Origin of the sequence: Marinobacter nanhaiticus D15-8W (assembly GCF_036511935.1) — a bacterium.
GTDB classification, from domain to species: Bacteria; Pseudomonadota; Gammaproteobacteria; order Pseudomonadales; family Oleiphilaceae; genus Marinobacter_A; species Marinobacter_A nanhaiticus.
This window is the reverse complement of record NZ_AP028878.1, coordinates 2,273,468-2,290,257: the sequence shown is the minus strand read 5'-3', so window position 1 is coordinate 2,290,257 and position 16,790 is coordinate 2,273,468. Positions and strand designations below refer to the sequence as shown.

Annotated in this window: 11 protein-coding genes; 5 read left to right on the top strand and 6 right to left on the bottom strand. The window is 58.6% G+C overall.

What is annotated here, in order from left to right:
• The first annotated feature begins 36 nt into the window (after positions 1–36).
• From malT to malK, 3 genes are all read left to right on the top strand, one after another.
• Positions 37–2,805, top strand: coding sequence for an HTH-type transcriptional regulator MalT (malT, locus tag RE428_RS10235; protein WP_004581908.1), 2,769 nt, complete (start codon positions 37–39; stop codon positions 2,803–2,805).
• Positions 2,806–3,036: 231 nt separating this feature from the next.
• Positions 3,037–4,653: an alpha-glucosidase family protein gene (locus RE428_RS10230; protein ID WP_004581907.1), complete on the top strand. Its 1,617-nt coding sequence runs from the start codon at positions 3,037–3,039 to the stop codon at positions 4,651–4,653.
• Positions 4,654–4,698: 45 nt separating this feature from the next.
• Positions 4,699–5,814: a maltose/maltodextrin ABC transporter ATP-binding protein MalK gene (malK, locus tag RE428_RS10225; protein ID WP_004581906.1), complete on the top strand. Its 1,116-nt coding sequence runs from the start codon at positions 4,699–4,701 to the stop codon at positions 5,812–5,814.
• Between the two features lie 804 nt (positions 5,815–6,618).
• Here the strand turns inward: malK and malG are convergent.
• The 3 genes from malG to malE all read right to left on the bottom strand — a co-directional run bounded on the left by malG (position 6,619) and on the right by malE (position 10,352).
• Positions 6,619–7,509: a maltose ABC transporter permease MalG gene (gene malG / locus RE428_RS10220; RefSeq protein ID WP_004581904.1), complete on the bottom strand. Its 891-nt coding sequence runs from the start codon at positions 7,507–7,509 to the stop codon at positions 6,619–6,621.
• A 9-nt stretch (positions 7,510–7,518) separates the two neighbouring features.
• Entirely contained in the window at positions 7,519–9,063 is a 1,545-nt protein-coding gene (malF, locus tag RE428_RS10215; RefSeq protein WP_040882642.1) for a maltose ABC transporter permease MalF, read from the bottom strand.
• A 92-nt stretch (positions 9,064–9,155) separates the two neighbouring features.
• On the bottom strand, positions 9,156–10,352 hold the full coding sequence (gene malE / locus RE428_RS10210; protein ID WP_004581902.1) for a maltose/maltodextrin ABC transporter substrate-binding protein MalE: 1,197 nt from the start codon (positions 10,350–10,352) through the stop codon (positions 9,156–9,158).
• A 295-nt stretch (positions 10,353–10,647) separates the two neighbouring features.
• Here malE and RE428_RS10205 point away from each other — a divergent pair, with 295 nt between their 5' ends.
• Both RE428_RS10205 and RE428_RS10200 read left to right on the top strand, forming a co-directional pair.
• Entirely contained in the window at positions 10,648–12,462 is a 1,815-nt protein-coding gene (locus RE428_RS10205) for an alpha-amylase (RefSeq protein ID WP_004581901.1), read from the top strand.
• A gap of 14 nt (positions 12,463–12,476) precedes the next feature.
• Positions 12,477–13,331, top strand: a complete 855-nt coding sequence (locus RE428_RS10200) for an aldo/keto reductase (protein ID WP_004581900.1) — start codon at positions 12,477–12,479, stop codon at positions 13,329–13,331.
• Between the two features lie 416 nt (positions 13,332–13,747).
• Here RE428_RS10200 and RE428_RS10195 read toward each other — a convergent pair whose 3' ends face one another.
• From RE428_RS10195 to RE428_RS10185, 3 genes are all read right to left on the bottom strand, one after another.
• Positions 13,748–15,493, bottom strand: a complete 1,746-nt coding sequence (locus tag RE428_RS10195; protein WP_004581899.1) for an ABC transporter substrate-binding protein — start codon at positions 15,491–15,493, stop codon at positions 13,748–13,750.
• A gap of 205 nt (positions 15,494–15,698) precedes the next feature.
• Positions 15,699–15,974, bottom strand: coding sequence for a DUF2160 domain-containing protein (locus RE428_RS10190; RefSeq protein ID WP_004581898.1), 276 nt, complete (start codon positions 15,972–15,974; stop codon positions 15,699–15,701).
• 11 nt (positions 15,975–15,985) lie between these two features.
• Positions 15,986–16,786 (bottom strand): carbohydrate ABC transporter permease, encoded by an 801-nt coding sequence (locus tag RE428_RS10185; protein WP_004581897.1) that lies wholly within the window; start codon positions 16,784–16,786, stop codon positions 15,986–15,988.
• Positions 16,787–16,790: the final 4 nt, after the last annotated feature.

The window sequence follows — 16,790 nt, the reverse complement described above, 5'->3', positions numbered from 1 at the left end:
GAGTTTTTTTGCTATTATTTACAACAAATAGACATGATGGCCGTGATGATGACAACAACAATCGAGCCGGGGCAGCGCACCTATATCAGCGCCAAGACCCTACCACCCCAGGCACCCGCTGCTCTGATTGCGAGAGAAAAATTCAATGACCTTTTGCACGAAACCGATCCGGTCAGCCTGCTACTGATGCAGGCGCCGGCCGGTTACGGCAAAACCACTACGCTGGCCGAGCGACTGGCCGCCCTCGGGGCCCAGGCCGCCTGGTACCGACTCGACGACCAGGACAACGACGCGGCGCAGTTCGCGGCCTACCTCGCCCATGCCCTCGAGATCAACCGTCCGGGCACTTGTCCCGCTACCTTGCGTCAACTTGCGGAAACCGGCTTCGACAACTTGCAGGCATTCCTGACCGACCTGCTCGCGGAAATGCCACTGGACGCCGACCCGCTGTATCTGGTGTTGGACGACTTCCATCTCATCAAGGATCCGGAAATCCACGAGGCCATACGCTTCCTGCTGCGCCACCAACCGGGCTACCTCACCCTGGCGATACTCACACGAACCGTACCGCCGATCGGCGTCGCGCAATTGCGGATGCAGGGACGAATGCTAGAGATCTCGTCCAGGGATTTGGGTTTCGATGCCGACGAGGCGCAGACCTATTTCGAAACCAGACTGACTTACGAGGTATCGCGGGAAAGTATCGAGCGTGCCGTCCGTCGTGTGGAAGGCTGGGTCTCGGCGTTGCAACTGCTGGCGGCCAGCGCCTCGACCAGCGTTGCCTTCAACGACATGGTGGCCCAGTTCGAGGAGGGTAATCAGTACGTCTTCGATTATTTCGACGAATTGGTGGGTCGCAGCCTGGACGAGAGCGCGCTAGGATTTTTACTACGTACCTGCATACTGGACCGCTTTAACGCCTTTATGGCCATGCGAGTGGCCGGACACCAGGACGGACAGGCGCTTTTAAACCAGCTCATCAACCACGGCTTCTTCGTCATTCCCCTCGACAGTAGTGGCCTCTGGTTCCGCTACCATCCGCTGTTCAGCGCCTACCTGCGTCACCTGCTGGCCTGCTCAGCCCAGGAAAACGTCGCAATCCTTCACCAGAAAGCCAGTGACGCCTGGCTTGAGCAGAATCAACCTGAGGAAGCCGCACGCCATGCGGTCAAAGCCTGCGACCCCACGCGAATCGTTCGTATCCTGATGGATTATGGCCGTGCCTTCTTCACCGAAGGACAGTTCTCCCTTTTGCAGCAATGCCTTGACGCACTGGATCCCTCCACGATTGCCGACGAACCCATGCTGACCCTGCTGCGCGCGTGGGTGGCCCAGGGTCAGTACAAATTCGATGAAGTGGAACAGTGGCTGGCCGCCGCCGAAGCCAAGCTCAAGGAACACCTGGACGACGCGGACCTCCGATCGGTTCGCTGCGAGTTCAGCGCTGTTCGCGCACAGGTGGCCATGAACTTCGGAGACTCCCACAGTGCGTTGGGGTTGGCCACCGATGCCATGGAGCAGGAAGCCCGCTTCCTGCCCACGTCCAAGGTGGCAGCTGCTTCGGTCATGGGCGAAGCCCTGTTCGTCGAGGGCCACCTCAAGGAAGCCCTGGCCCGCATGCAGGAAACCGAGACCCTGGCCCGCGCTCATGGCGCCCACCAGAACGTACTGTGGGCCTTGTGCCAGCAGTCCGAAATCAGCGTTGCCATGGGCCTTCTCCAGAAGGCCTACAACGTCCAGGAGAGGGCTTTCCAGTATGCCGAGGAAAACCACCTCGATCACTTGCCGATCCTGGAATTTCTCTACCGCATTCGCAGCCAGATCATGTGGGAATGGCACCATCTGGAAAACGCGGAACGCTGTGCGCTCCAGGGTATCGAGATCCTCGAAGCCCAGGGCGAGCGCTGGTACCTGCAGAGTTATACCTCCCTGGCCAAGGTGGCCCAGGCCCGCGGCCGCCAGACCCTGTGTGCGGATTACATCCAGAAAATCCAGAAAATGCTGGCCTCCGGTGAATACCATATCGACTGGGTCGCCAACTCCCACGCCACCATGCTCTCTTTCTGGGACGCGGTACGGGACCGGGAAGCCATCCAGCGCTGGCTGACCGCCGCGCCGGAATACACCATCGACGACGCGACCAACCACTTCCTGCAATGCAATGCTCGTAACTGGGCCCGGGCCTACCTGAGCCTCGAGCAGCCGGAAAAAGCCCAGCCTATCCTGGAAGGTCTACAGGCAGTTGCCGAGCGCGTGGGTCTGCAGACCGACCTGAACCGCAACCATATTGCCCTCGCCCATCTTCACTGGCAGTTGGAGGATCGGGAGAAGGCCCTCTACCACATGCGCGAGGCGCTGCAATTGGCCAGCACCACCGGGGCCGTGGGGAGTTTCCTGCGCCTGGGCAAGGTGTTGATCGTCGTTCTCAAGGCGTTGATCAACGATAGCCTGATCGACGGCATGGAGCTACAGCGCGCTGAGCGGCTGATCCAGCTTTCCCAGCAGCAGCGGGACTTTAGTCGGGCGATCCGTATTTCGCTCGATGAGGCGATCATCCAGGACATCATCGACCGGCCGGACGTCCCCGAGCTGATCCGCACCTCGCCACTGACCCGGCGCGAATGGCAGATCCTCAGCCTGATCCACGCCGGCCTCTCAAACGACCAGATCGCCGAGCATCTGAAGGTTGCTGCGACCACGGTAAAGACGCACATCCGCAGCCTCTACCAAAAGCAGAATATTGCCCATCGGTCCGAGGCCATCGAACTGGCCCGCGACCTGCTGAGCAAGATCCAGGGGGAGTAGAAAAGCAAGCCGTCCTCCGGGGAGTGGGAGTCTTCTCCTCCCCCTCCTCCCCCTCCCTACGCCAGTAAAAACACGAGTGGGAGGATGCTTCAGGAACGGTTGCGAAGCACCCTATTCGCATCACAGAAACTCCTTATCACAACAAAAAAGGGGCCGACGGAGGGCCTGGGCGTGCGATCCACCCCGCCACAACTCCTGAAGCTCCCCAAGCGAATTCGTTCTGAGTGAGGCATGATGCAAAAGAATCCAGATTGGTGGCGCGGCGCAGTCATCTACCAGGTTTATCCACGCAGCTTTTTCGATTCCAATGGCGACGGTATTGGCGACCTGCCTGGCGTGACCGCCAAGCTGGACTATATTGCTAGCCTGAACGTCGATGCGATCTGGCTTTCGCCGTTCTTTACCTCACCCATGAAAGACTTCGGTTACGACGTCTCGGACTACCGTGGAGTCGACCCCATCTTCGGCACCCTCGATGACTTCGATACGTTGATTGCCGAGGCGCACAAGCGCGACCTGAAGATCATGATCGACCAGGTGCTGAGCCATTCTTCGGACCAACACGCCTGGTTCAAGGAAAGTCGCGCCAGCCGCGATAATCCCAAGGCAGACTGGTATGTCTGGGCCGAGGCCCGGGAGGACGGTACACCACCCAACAACTGGCTCTCGGTATTTGGTGGCTCCGCCTGGGCATGGGACAGTCGCCGACGCCAGTACTACCTGCACAACTTCCTCACCAGTCAGCCGGACCTGAATTTCCATAATCCCGAGCTGCAGGACCAGATGCTGTCCGAGGTCCGCTTCTGGCTGGACCGGGGCGTGGACGGCTTCCGTCTTGATGCCATCAACTTCTGTTTCCACGACCCCCTGCTACGCGACAACCCGCCCAGCCAAGCCATTCAGGAAGCGTCCATCGGTGTGCGCAAGGAAAATCCCTACGCTTACCAGTACCACAAGTACGACAAAACCCAGCCGGAGAACCTGGCGTTCCTCAAGCGCCTGCGGGCTCTGCTGGACGAGTATCCCGGCACCACAACCGTGGGAGAGATTGGCGACGACAATTCCCTGCAGACCATGGCCGACTACACCAGCGACGGCGACAAGCTGCACATGGCCTATTCCTTCGATCTGCTGACCGAACAGAACAGCGCCTCCTTCATCAAACACACGGTCGAAACCATCGAGGACAAGCTCGAAGACGGCTGGCCCTGCTGGGCCATTGGCAACCACGACGTCGCCCGCGTCGCATCACGCTGGAAAGCAGCCTCCCCCGAGCAGATGAAGCTGTTCATGATCATGATGCTGAGCCTGCGCGGCAGCGCGTGCATCTACCAGGGCGAGGAGCTGGGCCTGACCGAAGCGGAACTGGAATTCGAAGATCTGGTCGATCCCTATGGCATCAGTTTCTGGCCGGAATACAAAGGGCGGGATGGCTGCCGCACGCCGATGGTCTGGACAGCGGGTGAAGCCAATGCGGGCTTTTCCGAGGGCAAGCCCTGGCTTCCGGTCTACGCGGAACATCTGAACGCGGCTGTGGACCTGCAGGATCAACAGGAGACGTCGGTCCTGCAAGCCTACCGGGAATTCCTGGGGTGGCGCAGGCAACAACCGGTACTGCTCACGGGCGATATCCGTTTTCACGCGAGCCCGGCGGATACCTTGCTATTCAGTCGCACGGAAGGAGAAAACGCGTTTCTGGTCGCCCTCAACTTTACGGACGAGCCGGTCATGCTTGAACTGCCCTCCACCGCCAGGCCGATCGACGACGCACCACGTTGCCTGGTCGGCCAATGGCGGGGAGCCAGCGTCACCCTGCCCGCCTACGGGGCAGGTATCGGCAAAGGCTAAGCACACCAGTAGTTAATTTCACATCAACAACAAAGACTGAAGACTATGGCAAGCGTCACTCTCAGAAACGTCTATAAACGCTTCGGCGAGGCCGAAGTCACTCGGAACGTCAACCTGGACATCCAGAACGGCGAGTTCGTTGTCTTCGTCGGCCCCTCAGGATGCGGAAAATCCACGCTACTGCGTATGATCGCCGGCCTGGAAGACATCACAGAAGGCGAACTCTACATCGGCAACGACAAGGTTAACGATTTGCCGCCGAAGGACCGCGAAGTCGGTATGGTGTTCCAGTCCTACGCCCTCTACCCGCATATGAACGTGGCGGAGAACATGGCGTTCGGTCTTAAGCTTGCAAACGTCAAGAGAGCTGAAATCGATCGCCGTGTCCAGGAGGCCGCGCGTCTGCTGCAACTGGACAACCTGCTCGAACGAAAGCCGAAAGACCTCTCCGGAGGCCAGCGCCAACGGGTCGCTATCGGCCGCACCATCGTGCGCGAGCCGGCGGTATTCCTGTTCGACGAGCCGCTCTCCAACCTGGACGCGTCACTGCGGGTACAGATGCGGATCGAGATCTCCAGCCTGCACAAGCGTCTTGGCGCCACCATGATCTACGTGACCCACGATCAGGTGGAAGCCATGACCATGGCGGACAAGATCGTCGCCCTGGACAACGGCGCCATCGCCCAGGTCGGCAAACCCCTCGAGCTCTACCACTATCCGGCAACCCGTTTCGTAGCGGGATTTATCGGTTCGCCAAAGATGAATTTTATCGACTGCGAGGTTGTGAAGGCCGACAGCCAGGAAGTGACGGTCAGCATGCCGGGCGCTACAGAGATTACGCTGCCCATCAACGGTGCCGAACTAACGAGCGGGGAAACCGTTACCCTGGGCATCCGTCCGGAGCATTTCTCAAGCGAGGACGACTGCGCGCTGACGATGCAGGGCGAAGTCAATGTGGTCGAGCGACTGGGTTACCAGACCCTGGTTCACCTGAATGTCGAGGGTGTGGATGGCATTCTGACCATGCGAACCGAGGGTACCAACCCGGTCCAGGAAGGCCATGCGATGGTCCTGGGTATCAAGCCCGAGATGTGCCACCTGTTCCGACAGGACGGTACGGCTTGTCCACGGCTTTTCAAGGAGCCGTGTGTCGATCTCTGAATCGGCGTTATCTCCTCACACTCTCATTAGCGTTTGTCACGTTATTGCCCGCCCTGTGCGGGCTTTTTTGTGTCCGTGATTCGTCCAAACACGAAGATAGGGAAACGTCAGTGAGATTATTAGAGACAGACGGTCACACCTGGAGCGCTTGCTGCGCCTCAGAAGCTGAAGGTTCTGCTACATGCTCGAGTTGCCTGTAAATGCAGTAGCCGACGGTTCAGAGGGTGGTGCAAAGCGTCGCGAGCGAAGGTCAGATAAGGCGAAAATCAACGAAAGAGCGCAGTTTACGGGTTGTAAATGAGCATCTTGATCCGACTCGCGCACGAGGCGATTTTCAACGCCGTATGGCCGAGCGCAGTAGCTTTTGCAACTCCCTCTTCAGCTTCTGAGCAGGCCATCGGCCTGGCCTATTTATAGCAGTGGCGAACCCACCAATATCACCGCAGACACGAAAACCAATGCTCACAGGTCCAACCATATACTTACCCGTCGGCGTGTCGAAGACCGCCTCTGCCCCGCGATACAACATGAGCAGGCTCAACCGGGAAATGAAGATTACGTTGCATCGCCATTTACTCGCGGCCACCGCCGATGTCCGCGACACAGGGGACGCGGAAGCCACGGACAAACACCTTGTCTTTCAATAATCGGTGGGGACAACAAAAAAGCCCCGGAGCAGTCGCGGGAGGGCGCTGTTCCGGGGTCGCGTAAGGATTCTTTAAGGAAGACGCAACAGGTTTCGCGCAATCGGATGAAGCGGGAACAGCGCTCCTGATCATCCAAGAAGCATTCGTTCGTATTGCCCTACCCTTTCACACCGCCAGCGGTCAGACCACCAACAATCCACTTCTGGCAGTACAGGAACACGAGCGTAATCGGCAGGCCAGAAAGCACGGCGGCCGCTGCAAAATCACCCCACAGGTAATTCTGTTCATAGAGATACTGTTGCGCCCCTACCGCTAGCGTCAGTTTATTGGTATCCACCAGCAGGATCGAAGCCATCGGGTACTCCATGATCGTCATGATGAACGCCAGGATGAACACCACCATCAGGATGGGCACCGATAGCGGCAGGAGAATGTAGCGGAACGCCTGCCACGTGGTCGCGCCATCGACGATGGCCGCTTCCTCCAGGGAGCGATCGATAGAGTCGAAGTAGCCCTTTATCGTCCATATGTGTAACGCCATTCCCCCCAGGGAAGCGACGATAACCGCGCCGTGAGTATTCAGGCCCAACCAGCTGACGTGGTTGCCGATCTCATCGAACAGCGCATAGAGCGCCACCAGCGACAACACCGGCGGGAACATCTGGAAGATCAGCATCGACTTGAGCACGAACCCCTTGCCACCGAAGCGCATGCGGGCGAAGGCGTAGGCACTGGTGGTCGATAACGCCAGGATCAGGACCGACGAGATCACTGCAATCTTGACCGAATTCCACAACCAGAGGAGAACCGGGAACGGTGGCTGGGTCACGTTGCCCGCCTCATCGGTGTAGGGAATGCCAAGCGCCAGGGACCAGTGTTCAAGCGATGGCGTTTCCGGCAGCAGACTACCGGTGGCAAAGTTCCCGCTGCGGAACGAGATCGAGATGATCATCAGCAGCGGAAACAGGATCAGTGCAATAAAGCACAGCATACCGAGGTGGGAGGCGAGTACCCGGTATTTGGTGGAGCGGGGTTCGACCATTGCCATAAGAGCCTCCTACACCTTGACCTTGGACAGTTTGAGATTGATCAGGGACAGCGCGCCCACGACCACGAAGATCACCGTTGCTATCGCTGCCGCCAGGCCGAAGTTCTGGCCGGAATCCTGAAACGCAATCCGGTAGGTATAGCTCACCAGCAGATCGGTCGTGCCCGCCGGCGTGCTGGCACCGATTATGTCTGGCGCGCCGCCGGTCAGCAGGGCGATCAGCACGAAATTATTGAAATTGAACGCGAAGCTGGCAATCAGCAGCGGCGCCAGAGGCTTAAGGATCAGCGGGAAAGTGATGTTCATCAGATTATTGATTGGACCTGCCCCATCCATGGCCGAGGCCTCATACAAATCCCGCGGAATCGACTGCAACAAGCCCATGCACAGCAGCATCATGTAGGGATAGCCCAACCAGGTGTTGACGATCAGGATCATGCTCCGCGCCATGGTCGGGTCGCTGAACCAATCGGGACGGAGACCGAACAGGTTCTCCAATACCAGGTTGATCTCACCGAAGTTCTGGTTGAACAACCCCTTGAATACCAGGATCGAGATAAACGCCGGTACCGCGTATGGCAGGATTAGCATGGTGCGGTAGAAACCCTTGCCACGGATCTGGTCCCACTGCAGCAGGTTGGCCAGCAGCAAGCCCAAAATCAGGGTGAAGATGACGGTGAACACCGAGAAGGCCAGTGTCCAGGCGAATATCTGCAGGAAGGGGCCGCTAATGGTTGGATCGGTGATCACCCGCTCGTAGTTCGACCAGCCGGTGTTTACCGTCCAGCCCGGCGACAACCTCTCGCCCTCGGCACTCTGGTAAAAGCCGGTGTCATGATTCGGAAAGTAGGTCACGCCAGTGCGCTGATTGGTAAGCGCGCCGTTCTCGCTCAGCTCATACAGTGGCTGTATTCCAGCAAAGTCACGCAGCCCGACCATGGTGAGCATACGCCCGTCCTCGGTCTCCAGCGTCAGCGCACCCAAGGCTTGCCGGTTCTTGATAATGTCGCGCATCGCCAGCGGCTCGCCCGTTGGGGCGCTCGCGGCAGGCCGTAAAGGCACCGCTTCGGCATTGCCATTTTCCAGGGAGAACGGCGGCGATTGGAAATTCTGGTTCTGACCTTCGAGATAGATCACATACCCCTGTTCGGTCTGGTACAGCTCATATCCATAGCGTACCGCCTCGGATTGGTAGGTCCGCGCGAGTATCTGTTCCTGCACACGCTCGAAGCTCAACAGGTTGCTGGCGCTGTAATTGGTGAAGCCGATACCGACGGTGTACATCAGCGGGAAGATGACGAACAGCGTCATGCCCGCCACCGCAGGATAGATGTAGCGATGGGCGTACATACGCCGATTCACGAAAACGAAGACGGCTGATGCGGTGAGCACCAGGAACAGCATCGCGAACACGAATTCTCGCTGCGCGTAGAGCGCCAGGATCAGGTACAGCGCCAGGCTGACCAATATGGCCATCAGGCCCCACTTCAGAATATTTCGACTCATGAGAGGTTTGCTTGCTGCGCGAGGATAGGACAGCGTCTCGGTTAACATTGTAGTCAGCCCCGTCGGTTGTCGCCTGGACACGGTTACCCGGGGGCAACCGGCATCCGGCGGCGGTCGGCGCCGCCGCCGGACGGAGGCTTTTATCGGGTGATTCGGTTTGCCGCCGTGTCCAGCGCTTCCTCGACGGACTGACGGCCAGACGTGATGTTTTGCAAGGCCGGCGCCATGGAGGACCAGAAAGCACCCATCGCAGGAACGCTCGGCATGGGCTCGCCTATCTCGGCGTTCTTGAACGTGGCCTCTATGTGCGGATTGGCCGCAGACAATTCTTCCATCAGTTCCTTGTTGGCCACGGCGCCCAAGGGAACGTCGTCGTTGACCATTTTCAGGCCTTTGACCGACAGTGCATAGTTCTCAAGGAACTCCACAGCCAGCGCACGATTGGGGCTCGCGCTGTTAAGGGTAGCTGCCATCACACCCACCATGGGCTCGGGCGTTCCGCCGTCGATGGTCGGCAGCGTGGTCACACCGAAGTCGATGCCGCTCTTCTTCAGGTTCGCCCAGGCCCATGGACCGTTGATCATCATTGCCACTTCACCCTGGTTGAAGCGGGAGTCCATCGCGCCGTAGTCGGCCCCGCGAGGCATGACGCCCTGTTCGATCAGGGTCTCCAGCATCTTGGCGCCCTTGATGGCACCTTCGCTATTTACACCGGTATCGCTAACGTCGTACCCGTTATCGGTTTCCTTGAAGATGTAGCCACCGTTAGCCGCCAACAGCGGCCAGGTGAAGTAGGTGTTGTTGTAGTCCCACAGGATGGCCTTCTTGCCCTGCTCGGCGAGCTTCTTGTCCAGGGCGGGAATCTCTTCGAAGGTCTTGGGCGGCTCGGGTACAAGATCCTTGTTGTAGATCAGGCCGATGGACTCTACCGCCATAGGGTAGCCGTAGACTTTCCCGTCTACAGTAACCGCATCCCAGGTGAAGTCGTAGTTGGCGTCGCGTGCCGACTGGGAGGGATTGAGTTCCGCGATCAGGCCACTCTGGGCCCATTCGCCCAGACGATCATGCGCCCAAATGAAGATATCCGGACCGTTGCCGGTCGCTGCAGCCTGCTGGAACTTGTCCGTGGCGCTGTCGGGATGGGCTACTTCCACAGGGATACCGGTTTCTTCGGCGAACCAGTCGCCGACTTCCTGAAGACCGTTGTAGCCCTTGTCACCGTTGATCCAGACAACCAGCTTACCTTCCTCGATCTCGGCGTGGGCCGACCCCACAGCGCCCAGGGTTGCAAGCATGGAGACGGCGAGCGTGCTGCGGATGAAATTGCGGCGATTCATTGTCAGTACCTCTTCTGTTCTCTGCCTTATTGTTCTTGTCCGGTGTCTTGCTGAGGTTTGTTGCACCGGGATGGTCGCACTTGTCGTTATTGCGATGCTCAACATCGTCAGTGAAAACCGCAATACAGGCATCAGCCCTGTTTTTAATACCCGAGGCGTAGCGCGGGGGAGTAGGGGGCGTAGTTTTTTCCGTCTACAAAAAACGCGCCCGCTCTGGTTTTATTCAGCCTACTCCCAAACAATAACCGGCGCTCCCGTTAACGCGCCTGATAATAAATACCGCCAGGAGAATGCTATGCGCTCGCCCCTACGCCCTGCCCTGACCAGCCTCTGTGCACTGCTCGTCGGCTGCGCCGGCCCCACAAGTCAGGGAACTGGCCCACTCAATCGAACCGACGGAAACATGGTTAGTGACAAGGTCTGCACGGTCTCCGCCGAACCGGAACGCATTCCCGTTGGCGACGTCTTCGCCGATGGTGAGTGGGTTCGCGACTTCTATTCCGGACGCAAGGTACAGGTCGAGGACGGCCACGTCACCCTGGCCGCCGCACCCGGTTCAGAAGGTCTGATCATGCTGGAATCCGTCGAGGCGGAGCCCGGCAGCTTCAAGTGGGCCGGGGCTACCGTCTATTTCGTCATCACCGATCGCTTTGCCAACGGCAAGGCCGGCAATGATAACGCCTACGGCCGAAAGCGCGATGGAAAAGAAGAAATCGGCACCTTCCACGGTGGCGATTTCGTTGGCTTGACCGAGAAGCTGGATTACCTGGAACAGCTGGGCGTCAATGCAATCTGGGTGTCGCCGCCAGTAGAACAGATTCACGGCTGGGTCGGCGGCGGCGACCAGGGCGATTTCCGTCATTACGGCTATCACGGCTACTACGCGCTGGATTTCACTCGCCTGGACGCGGCCTACGGTACTGAAGCCGAGTTCCAGGCCCTGGTGGACGAAGCCCACGAGCGCGGTATCCGCGTAGTGATGGATATCGTCATGAATCACCCGGGTTACAGCACCCTTCAGGATATGCAGACCTTCAACTTCGGAGGGCTGTTCGAGGGGTTCGAACAGTACTTGCCGGAACGCTGGGGCGACTGGCGGCCGGAATCCTGGGAAAACCTGCATGCCTACCACGCCCTGATCAATTACGATCATCCGGACTGGTCGCGCTGGTGGGGTGGCGACTGGGTGCGGGCGGGCATCGCCGACTACCCCGATGCCCCCAGCGTCACCCTGGACCCAGTCAAGGGCTCGCTGTCGTTCCTGCCGGATTTCCGCACGGCGTCCGATGAGCCGGTCGACTTACCCGTTTTCCTTGCCGGGAAAGACGATACCCGCGCCAAGCAACTGGAGAACGCCACGGTCCGCGATTACCTGATCCAGTGGCACACCGACTGGATTCGCCGCTTTGGTATCGATGGCTTCCGGGTGGATACGGTCAAGCACGTGGAGCCCGAAGCCTGGGCTGAGTTGAAAGTCGCAGCACAGGAGGCGCTGGACGAGTACCGGTCGGCACATCCTGGAGCCGACTTACCGGCGAAGGACTTCTGGATGGTGGGCGAAGTCTTCCCTCATTCAGTCTCGCGCAGCCAGTACTACGATGCCGGGTTCGACGCCGTAATCAACTTCGACCTGCAGGAGGAAGCCCTGTCCGGAGCCGAGTGTCTGCCCAACATGGAGCCGGTCTATGCCGACTATAGCGACGCCATGCATGGAGAAGAGCGCTTCAACGTCATGAGCTATATTTCTTCCCACGATACCCGGTTGTTCAGCAGCGAAGCCGACGAGGACCCGGCGTTGCAAAAGCGAGTCGCCGCCGCCCTCCTCTTCACGCCAGGCACAGTGCAGGTGTTCTATGGTGACGAGAGTGGCCGCAAGGACGGCCCCAACGGTTCAGATGCGCACCAGGGCACCCGCTCGGATATGAACTGGGCTGAACTGGACGACGACGAAACGGCTGAGACCTTGCGCTACTGGCAAACGATGGGGCAATTCCGCGAGAATCATCCGGCCATCGGCGCTGGTCGGCATGCGCTGCTGTCAGAGGCGCCCTACACCTTTGCCCGGCAAACCCGGACCGATCGAGTCGTGATTGCCTTCGCGCGAAAATAAAACAGGAGCCCACCATGGCAACGCCCTATCCCGAGCTCGTTCTCGGCTTCATGCGCCTGCTGGACTATCCGGAACTGGGCCGGCCCAATGATCTGGCACGCTGGATCGAGACGTACGTCGACCAGGGGCTGGACACTTTCGATCATGCGGATATCTACGGCAGTACCGTGTGCGAGAGCGCGTTCGGAGAGGCCCTGAAAGCAGCACCGTCGCTACGAAACCGGGTTCGCGTGATTACCAAGGCGGACATCGTTCACGCTCATGGCGATACGGTGAAGCATTATTGCGCCGAATCAGACTATATATCCTCGGCCATCGACAGCGCCCTGCAGCGACTGAACATCGAACAGATCGATACCTTCCTCATCCACCGACCGGACCCCCTCATGCACGCGCCGTCCGTCGCACGTGCCCTCGAAGCCGCCGTGGAAGCTGGCAAGGTGGCCCAGATCGGTGTATCCAACTTCCTGCCAGAGCAATGGCGCTGGCTGCAAGCCAACACCCGGCTCCCGCTGGTATGCAACCAGAGCGAACTGTCACTGCGCGCGAACGCTGCATTGTCCGATGGCACTATAGAAGCGCACTTACGCGACAATCTCCACTGGCTCGCCTGGTCGCCCTTGGGCGGTGGCAACCTGCAAGCCGGCAAGCTGGCCGATGAGCTGGCACGGATCTCCAACGAAACCGGCCTGACCTCGACGGCCCTGGCCATAGCCTGGCTGCGCATGATCCCCGGAACGCCGACGCCGGTTCTGGGCTCCATGCGTGCCGAACGGATTGCCGAAGCGCGGGCGGGGTTGCAGGCGAAGCTGCCGAGGACGGATTGGTTTGCGTTGTTGGAGGCGGCGCGGGGGCAGGAAGTGCCGTAGGGCTTTAGGGCTTTGTCGGAGCTTGGTAAGCCGTATGTTTTTTGCTGCGGGGCACCTTTGGTGCCTCAGAAGCTGAAGCTTCTGCTACACACTCGAGTTGACTGGAGCATGTAGCCGACGCTTTAGAGGGTGTTGCAAAAGCGTCGCGAGCGACGGTCAGACAAGGCGAAAATCAACGAAAGAGCGCAGTTTACGGGTTGTAAATGAGCATCTTGAGGCGATTTTCAACGCCGTATGTCCGAGCGCAGTAGCTTTTGCAACACCCTCTTTAGCTTCGGAGCAGCCTGGTCAAGGCTGCCCTCTTTCTGAACTTCTAAACTCCATCACGCAGTTTGCCGCCAAGATGCAGTCCGCACCATTAAAAAAGCCACCGGAATCCGAGTCTCCGGTGGCTCTTATTTTCAACCAGTCAGCAATTAACTCTCAGCTGCTTCCCAGCTCTTCAGCAGTTCCTGGTAAGGAACGGTCTCACCTTGCGGCTTCTCGTTCTCGAGCTTGGGCTTCGGTGCTCCCGGCTGCTCCAGCCAGTAACTGGCTTCACGCGGCTCGTTCAGCTTGGGTCCGCAAGTTGCCATCACATTGGCCCGCTCCAGACGCATCATGATGTTGTCCTGGGCTTCAGCCAGGCCGTCCAATGCCTGCTGCGGGGTCTGTTCGCCGCTGGCGACCTGGGAGATGTACTGCCACCACAGCTGGGCCAGCTTCGGATAGTCCGGCACGTTGGTGCCGGTCGGGCTCCACTGTACGCGGGCCGGGCTGCGGTAGAACTCCACCAGGCCACCGAGCTTCGGTGCCGCTTCAGTCATGGCTTCCGAGTTGATGTCGGACTCGCGGATCGGGGTCAGACCTTCGAGGGTCTTCTTAAGCGAAACGGTCTTGGAGGTGGTGAACTGGGCGTAGAGCCAGGCCGCCAGGCGACGTTTCTCAGGCGTAGACTCCATGAAGGTCCATGAACCCACATCCTGATAACCCAACTTCATGCCTTCCTGCCAGTACGGGCCATGCGGTGAAGGCGCCATCCGCCACTTGGGCGTGCCGTCTTCGTTGACGACGGGCAGGCCGTCCTTCGTCATGCTTGAGGTAAACGCCGTATACCAGAAAATCTGCTGGGCCACGTTACCCTGCGCCGGCACCGGACCCGCTTCGGAGAACGTCATGCCCTGTGCTTCAGGCGGCGCGTACTTGTCCAACCAATCCACGTATTTCTGAGTGGCGTAGACTGCCGCCGGACCGTTGACCGCGCCACCGCGGGTCACACTGGAACCCACAGGATGGCAATCCTCGACACGGATGCCCCACTCGTCCACCGGCATACCATTAGGCAGGCCCTTGTCGCCTGCACCGGCCATGGAGAACCAGGCGTCGGTGAAACGCCAGCCGAGGGAAGGATCCTTCTTGCCGTAGTCCATGTGACCATAGACTCGCTTACCGTCGATTTCCTTCACATGCTCGCTAAAGAATTCGGCGATGTCTTCATAGGCCGACCAGTTCACCGGAACGCCCAGCTCATAGCCGTAGAGATCCTTGAACTGTTTCTTCAGATCTTCACGCTCGAACCAGTCGGCACGGAACCAGTACAGGTTGGCGAATTGCTGGTCCGGTAACTGGTAGATCTTGCCGTCCGGGGCGGTCGTGAAATCGAGACCGATGAAATCATCCAAATCCAGGGTCGGCGACGTGTACTCCTTTCCGGAACCTTCCATGATGTCGGTAATTGGGACCACCTTACCGTAGCGGAAGTGGGTACCGATCAGGTCGGAGTCGTTGACGTAGCCATCGTAGATATTGCGGCCGGACTGCATCTGGGTCTGCAACTTCTCGATGACGTCACCTTCCTGGATCAGGTTATGGGTCAGGTTGATACCGGTAATTTCAGAGAAGGCCTTGGCGAGGACGTTAGCTTCGTACTCATGCGTGGCGATGGTCTCGGACACCACGTTGATGTCCATGCCACGGAACTCCTTGGCGGCTTCCGTAAACCAGGCCATTTCCTCAAGCTGTTCTTCCTTACTCAGGGTGGATGGCGTGAATTCATTCGTCACCCACTTCTCGGCCGCATCGGAATATTGGTCGGCTCCGGCGTGCATGCTGAAACCCGCACCGAGCACGCCAACGGCGGTACTCAATAACAGGGCTCGCGGATAGTTCTTCTTGTTAAACATATCCAACCTCGTCTGTATTGTTAGTGTTGTCGACCACGGGGCCTCGCGGCCCCACTTCCCATCCATAGCCCCCGTGCTTGAGGCAACCACCGGGTCACAGATCGAAAACTTCCTCGCGATCGTTTGCGATCATTTTCCATACAATAGTTCGTTTACGAAAAGCATACAATTTCGAAAGTGGAAATATTTACCAGCTTCACCTCCTTCATCCCCACCTTAAGAGTACACCTACCCACACCACCGATATGGCCAGCGCGATCCACAGCGAAGCATCGGTCAACCCCAGGAATAACAAGTGGATATAGGCGCTGCTCAACAGGCCGATGAACAACCGGTCGCCCCGGGTGGTGGCGATGGGAAGAAACCCTTTTCGTTCGATACACGGCGAAACCACTTCGAAAATCGTCATCACCAGCAGGATTGCGGCGATCACGGCGAAGAAAATGGCGGTCGGCAGGGTCCACTGCATCCAGGCAATCATGATCGATCTCCTTAAACCCGGCCCAGGGCAAAGCCCGTGGCCACATGGTTACGAACAAACCAGACCACCAGCAGCCCGGGAATAATGGTAAGTACCCCTGCCGCCGCCAGCACACCCCAATCGATCCCGCTGGCACCGACCGTTCGTGTCATGATGGCGCTGATGGGCTGGGCGTCCACCGATGTCAGGGTGCGCGCCAACAGCAGTTCGACCCAAGAGAACATAAAGGCAAAGAACGCGGCGACACCGATACCCGAGCGAATCATGGGCATAAAGATCTTGATGAAGAATTTGGGAAAGCTATAGCCATCGATATAGGCCATTTCGTCGTATTCCCGCGGTACGCCAGAGATAAAGCCCTCGAGGATCCACACCGCCAGCGGCACGTTGAACAGACAGTGGGCCAGGGCCACAGCAATGTGGGTGTCGAACAGGCCAATGGACGAATACAGCTGGAAGAACGGCAGCAGAAAGACCGCCGGAGGCGCCATGCGATTGCTCAGCAGCCAGAAGAACAGGTGCTTGTCACCGACGAACTTGTAGCGACTGAAGGCATAGGCCGCGGGCAAGGCCACGACCAGGGTAATCACCACGTTGATCGACACATAGATCATCGAGTTGATGTAGCCGGAATACCAACTGGGGTCGGTAAAGATCACCGCATAGTTGTTTAGCGTGAAATCTTTTGGCCACAACGTCAGCGAGCTCAATATTTCCTGGTTGGTCTTGAAGGACATGTTCAGCAACCAGTAGATCGGCAGCATCAGGAACAGGATATAGAAGGTGATGCCGAAGCCTTTGCGTTGATTCATCTTC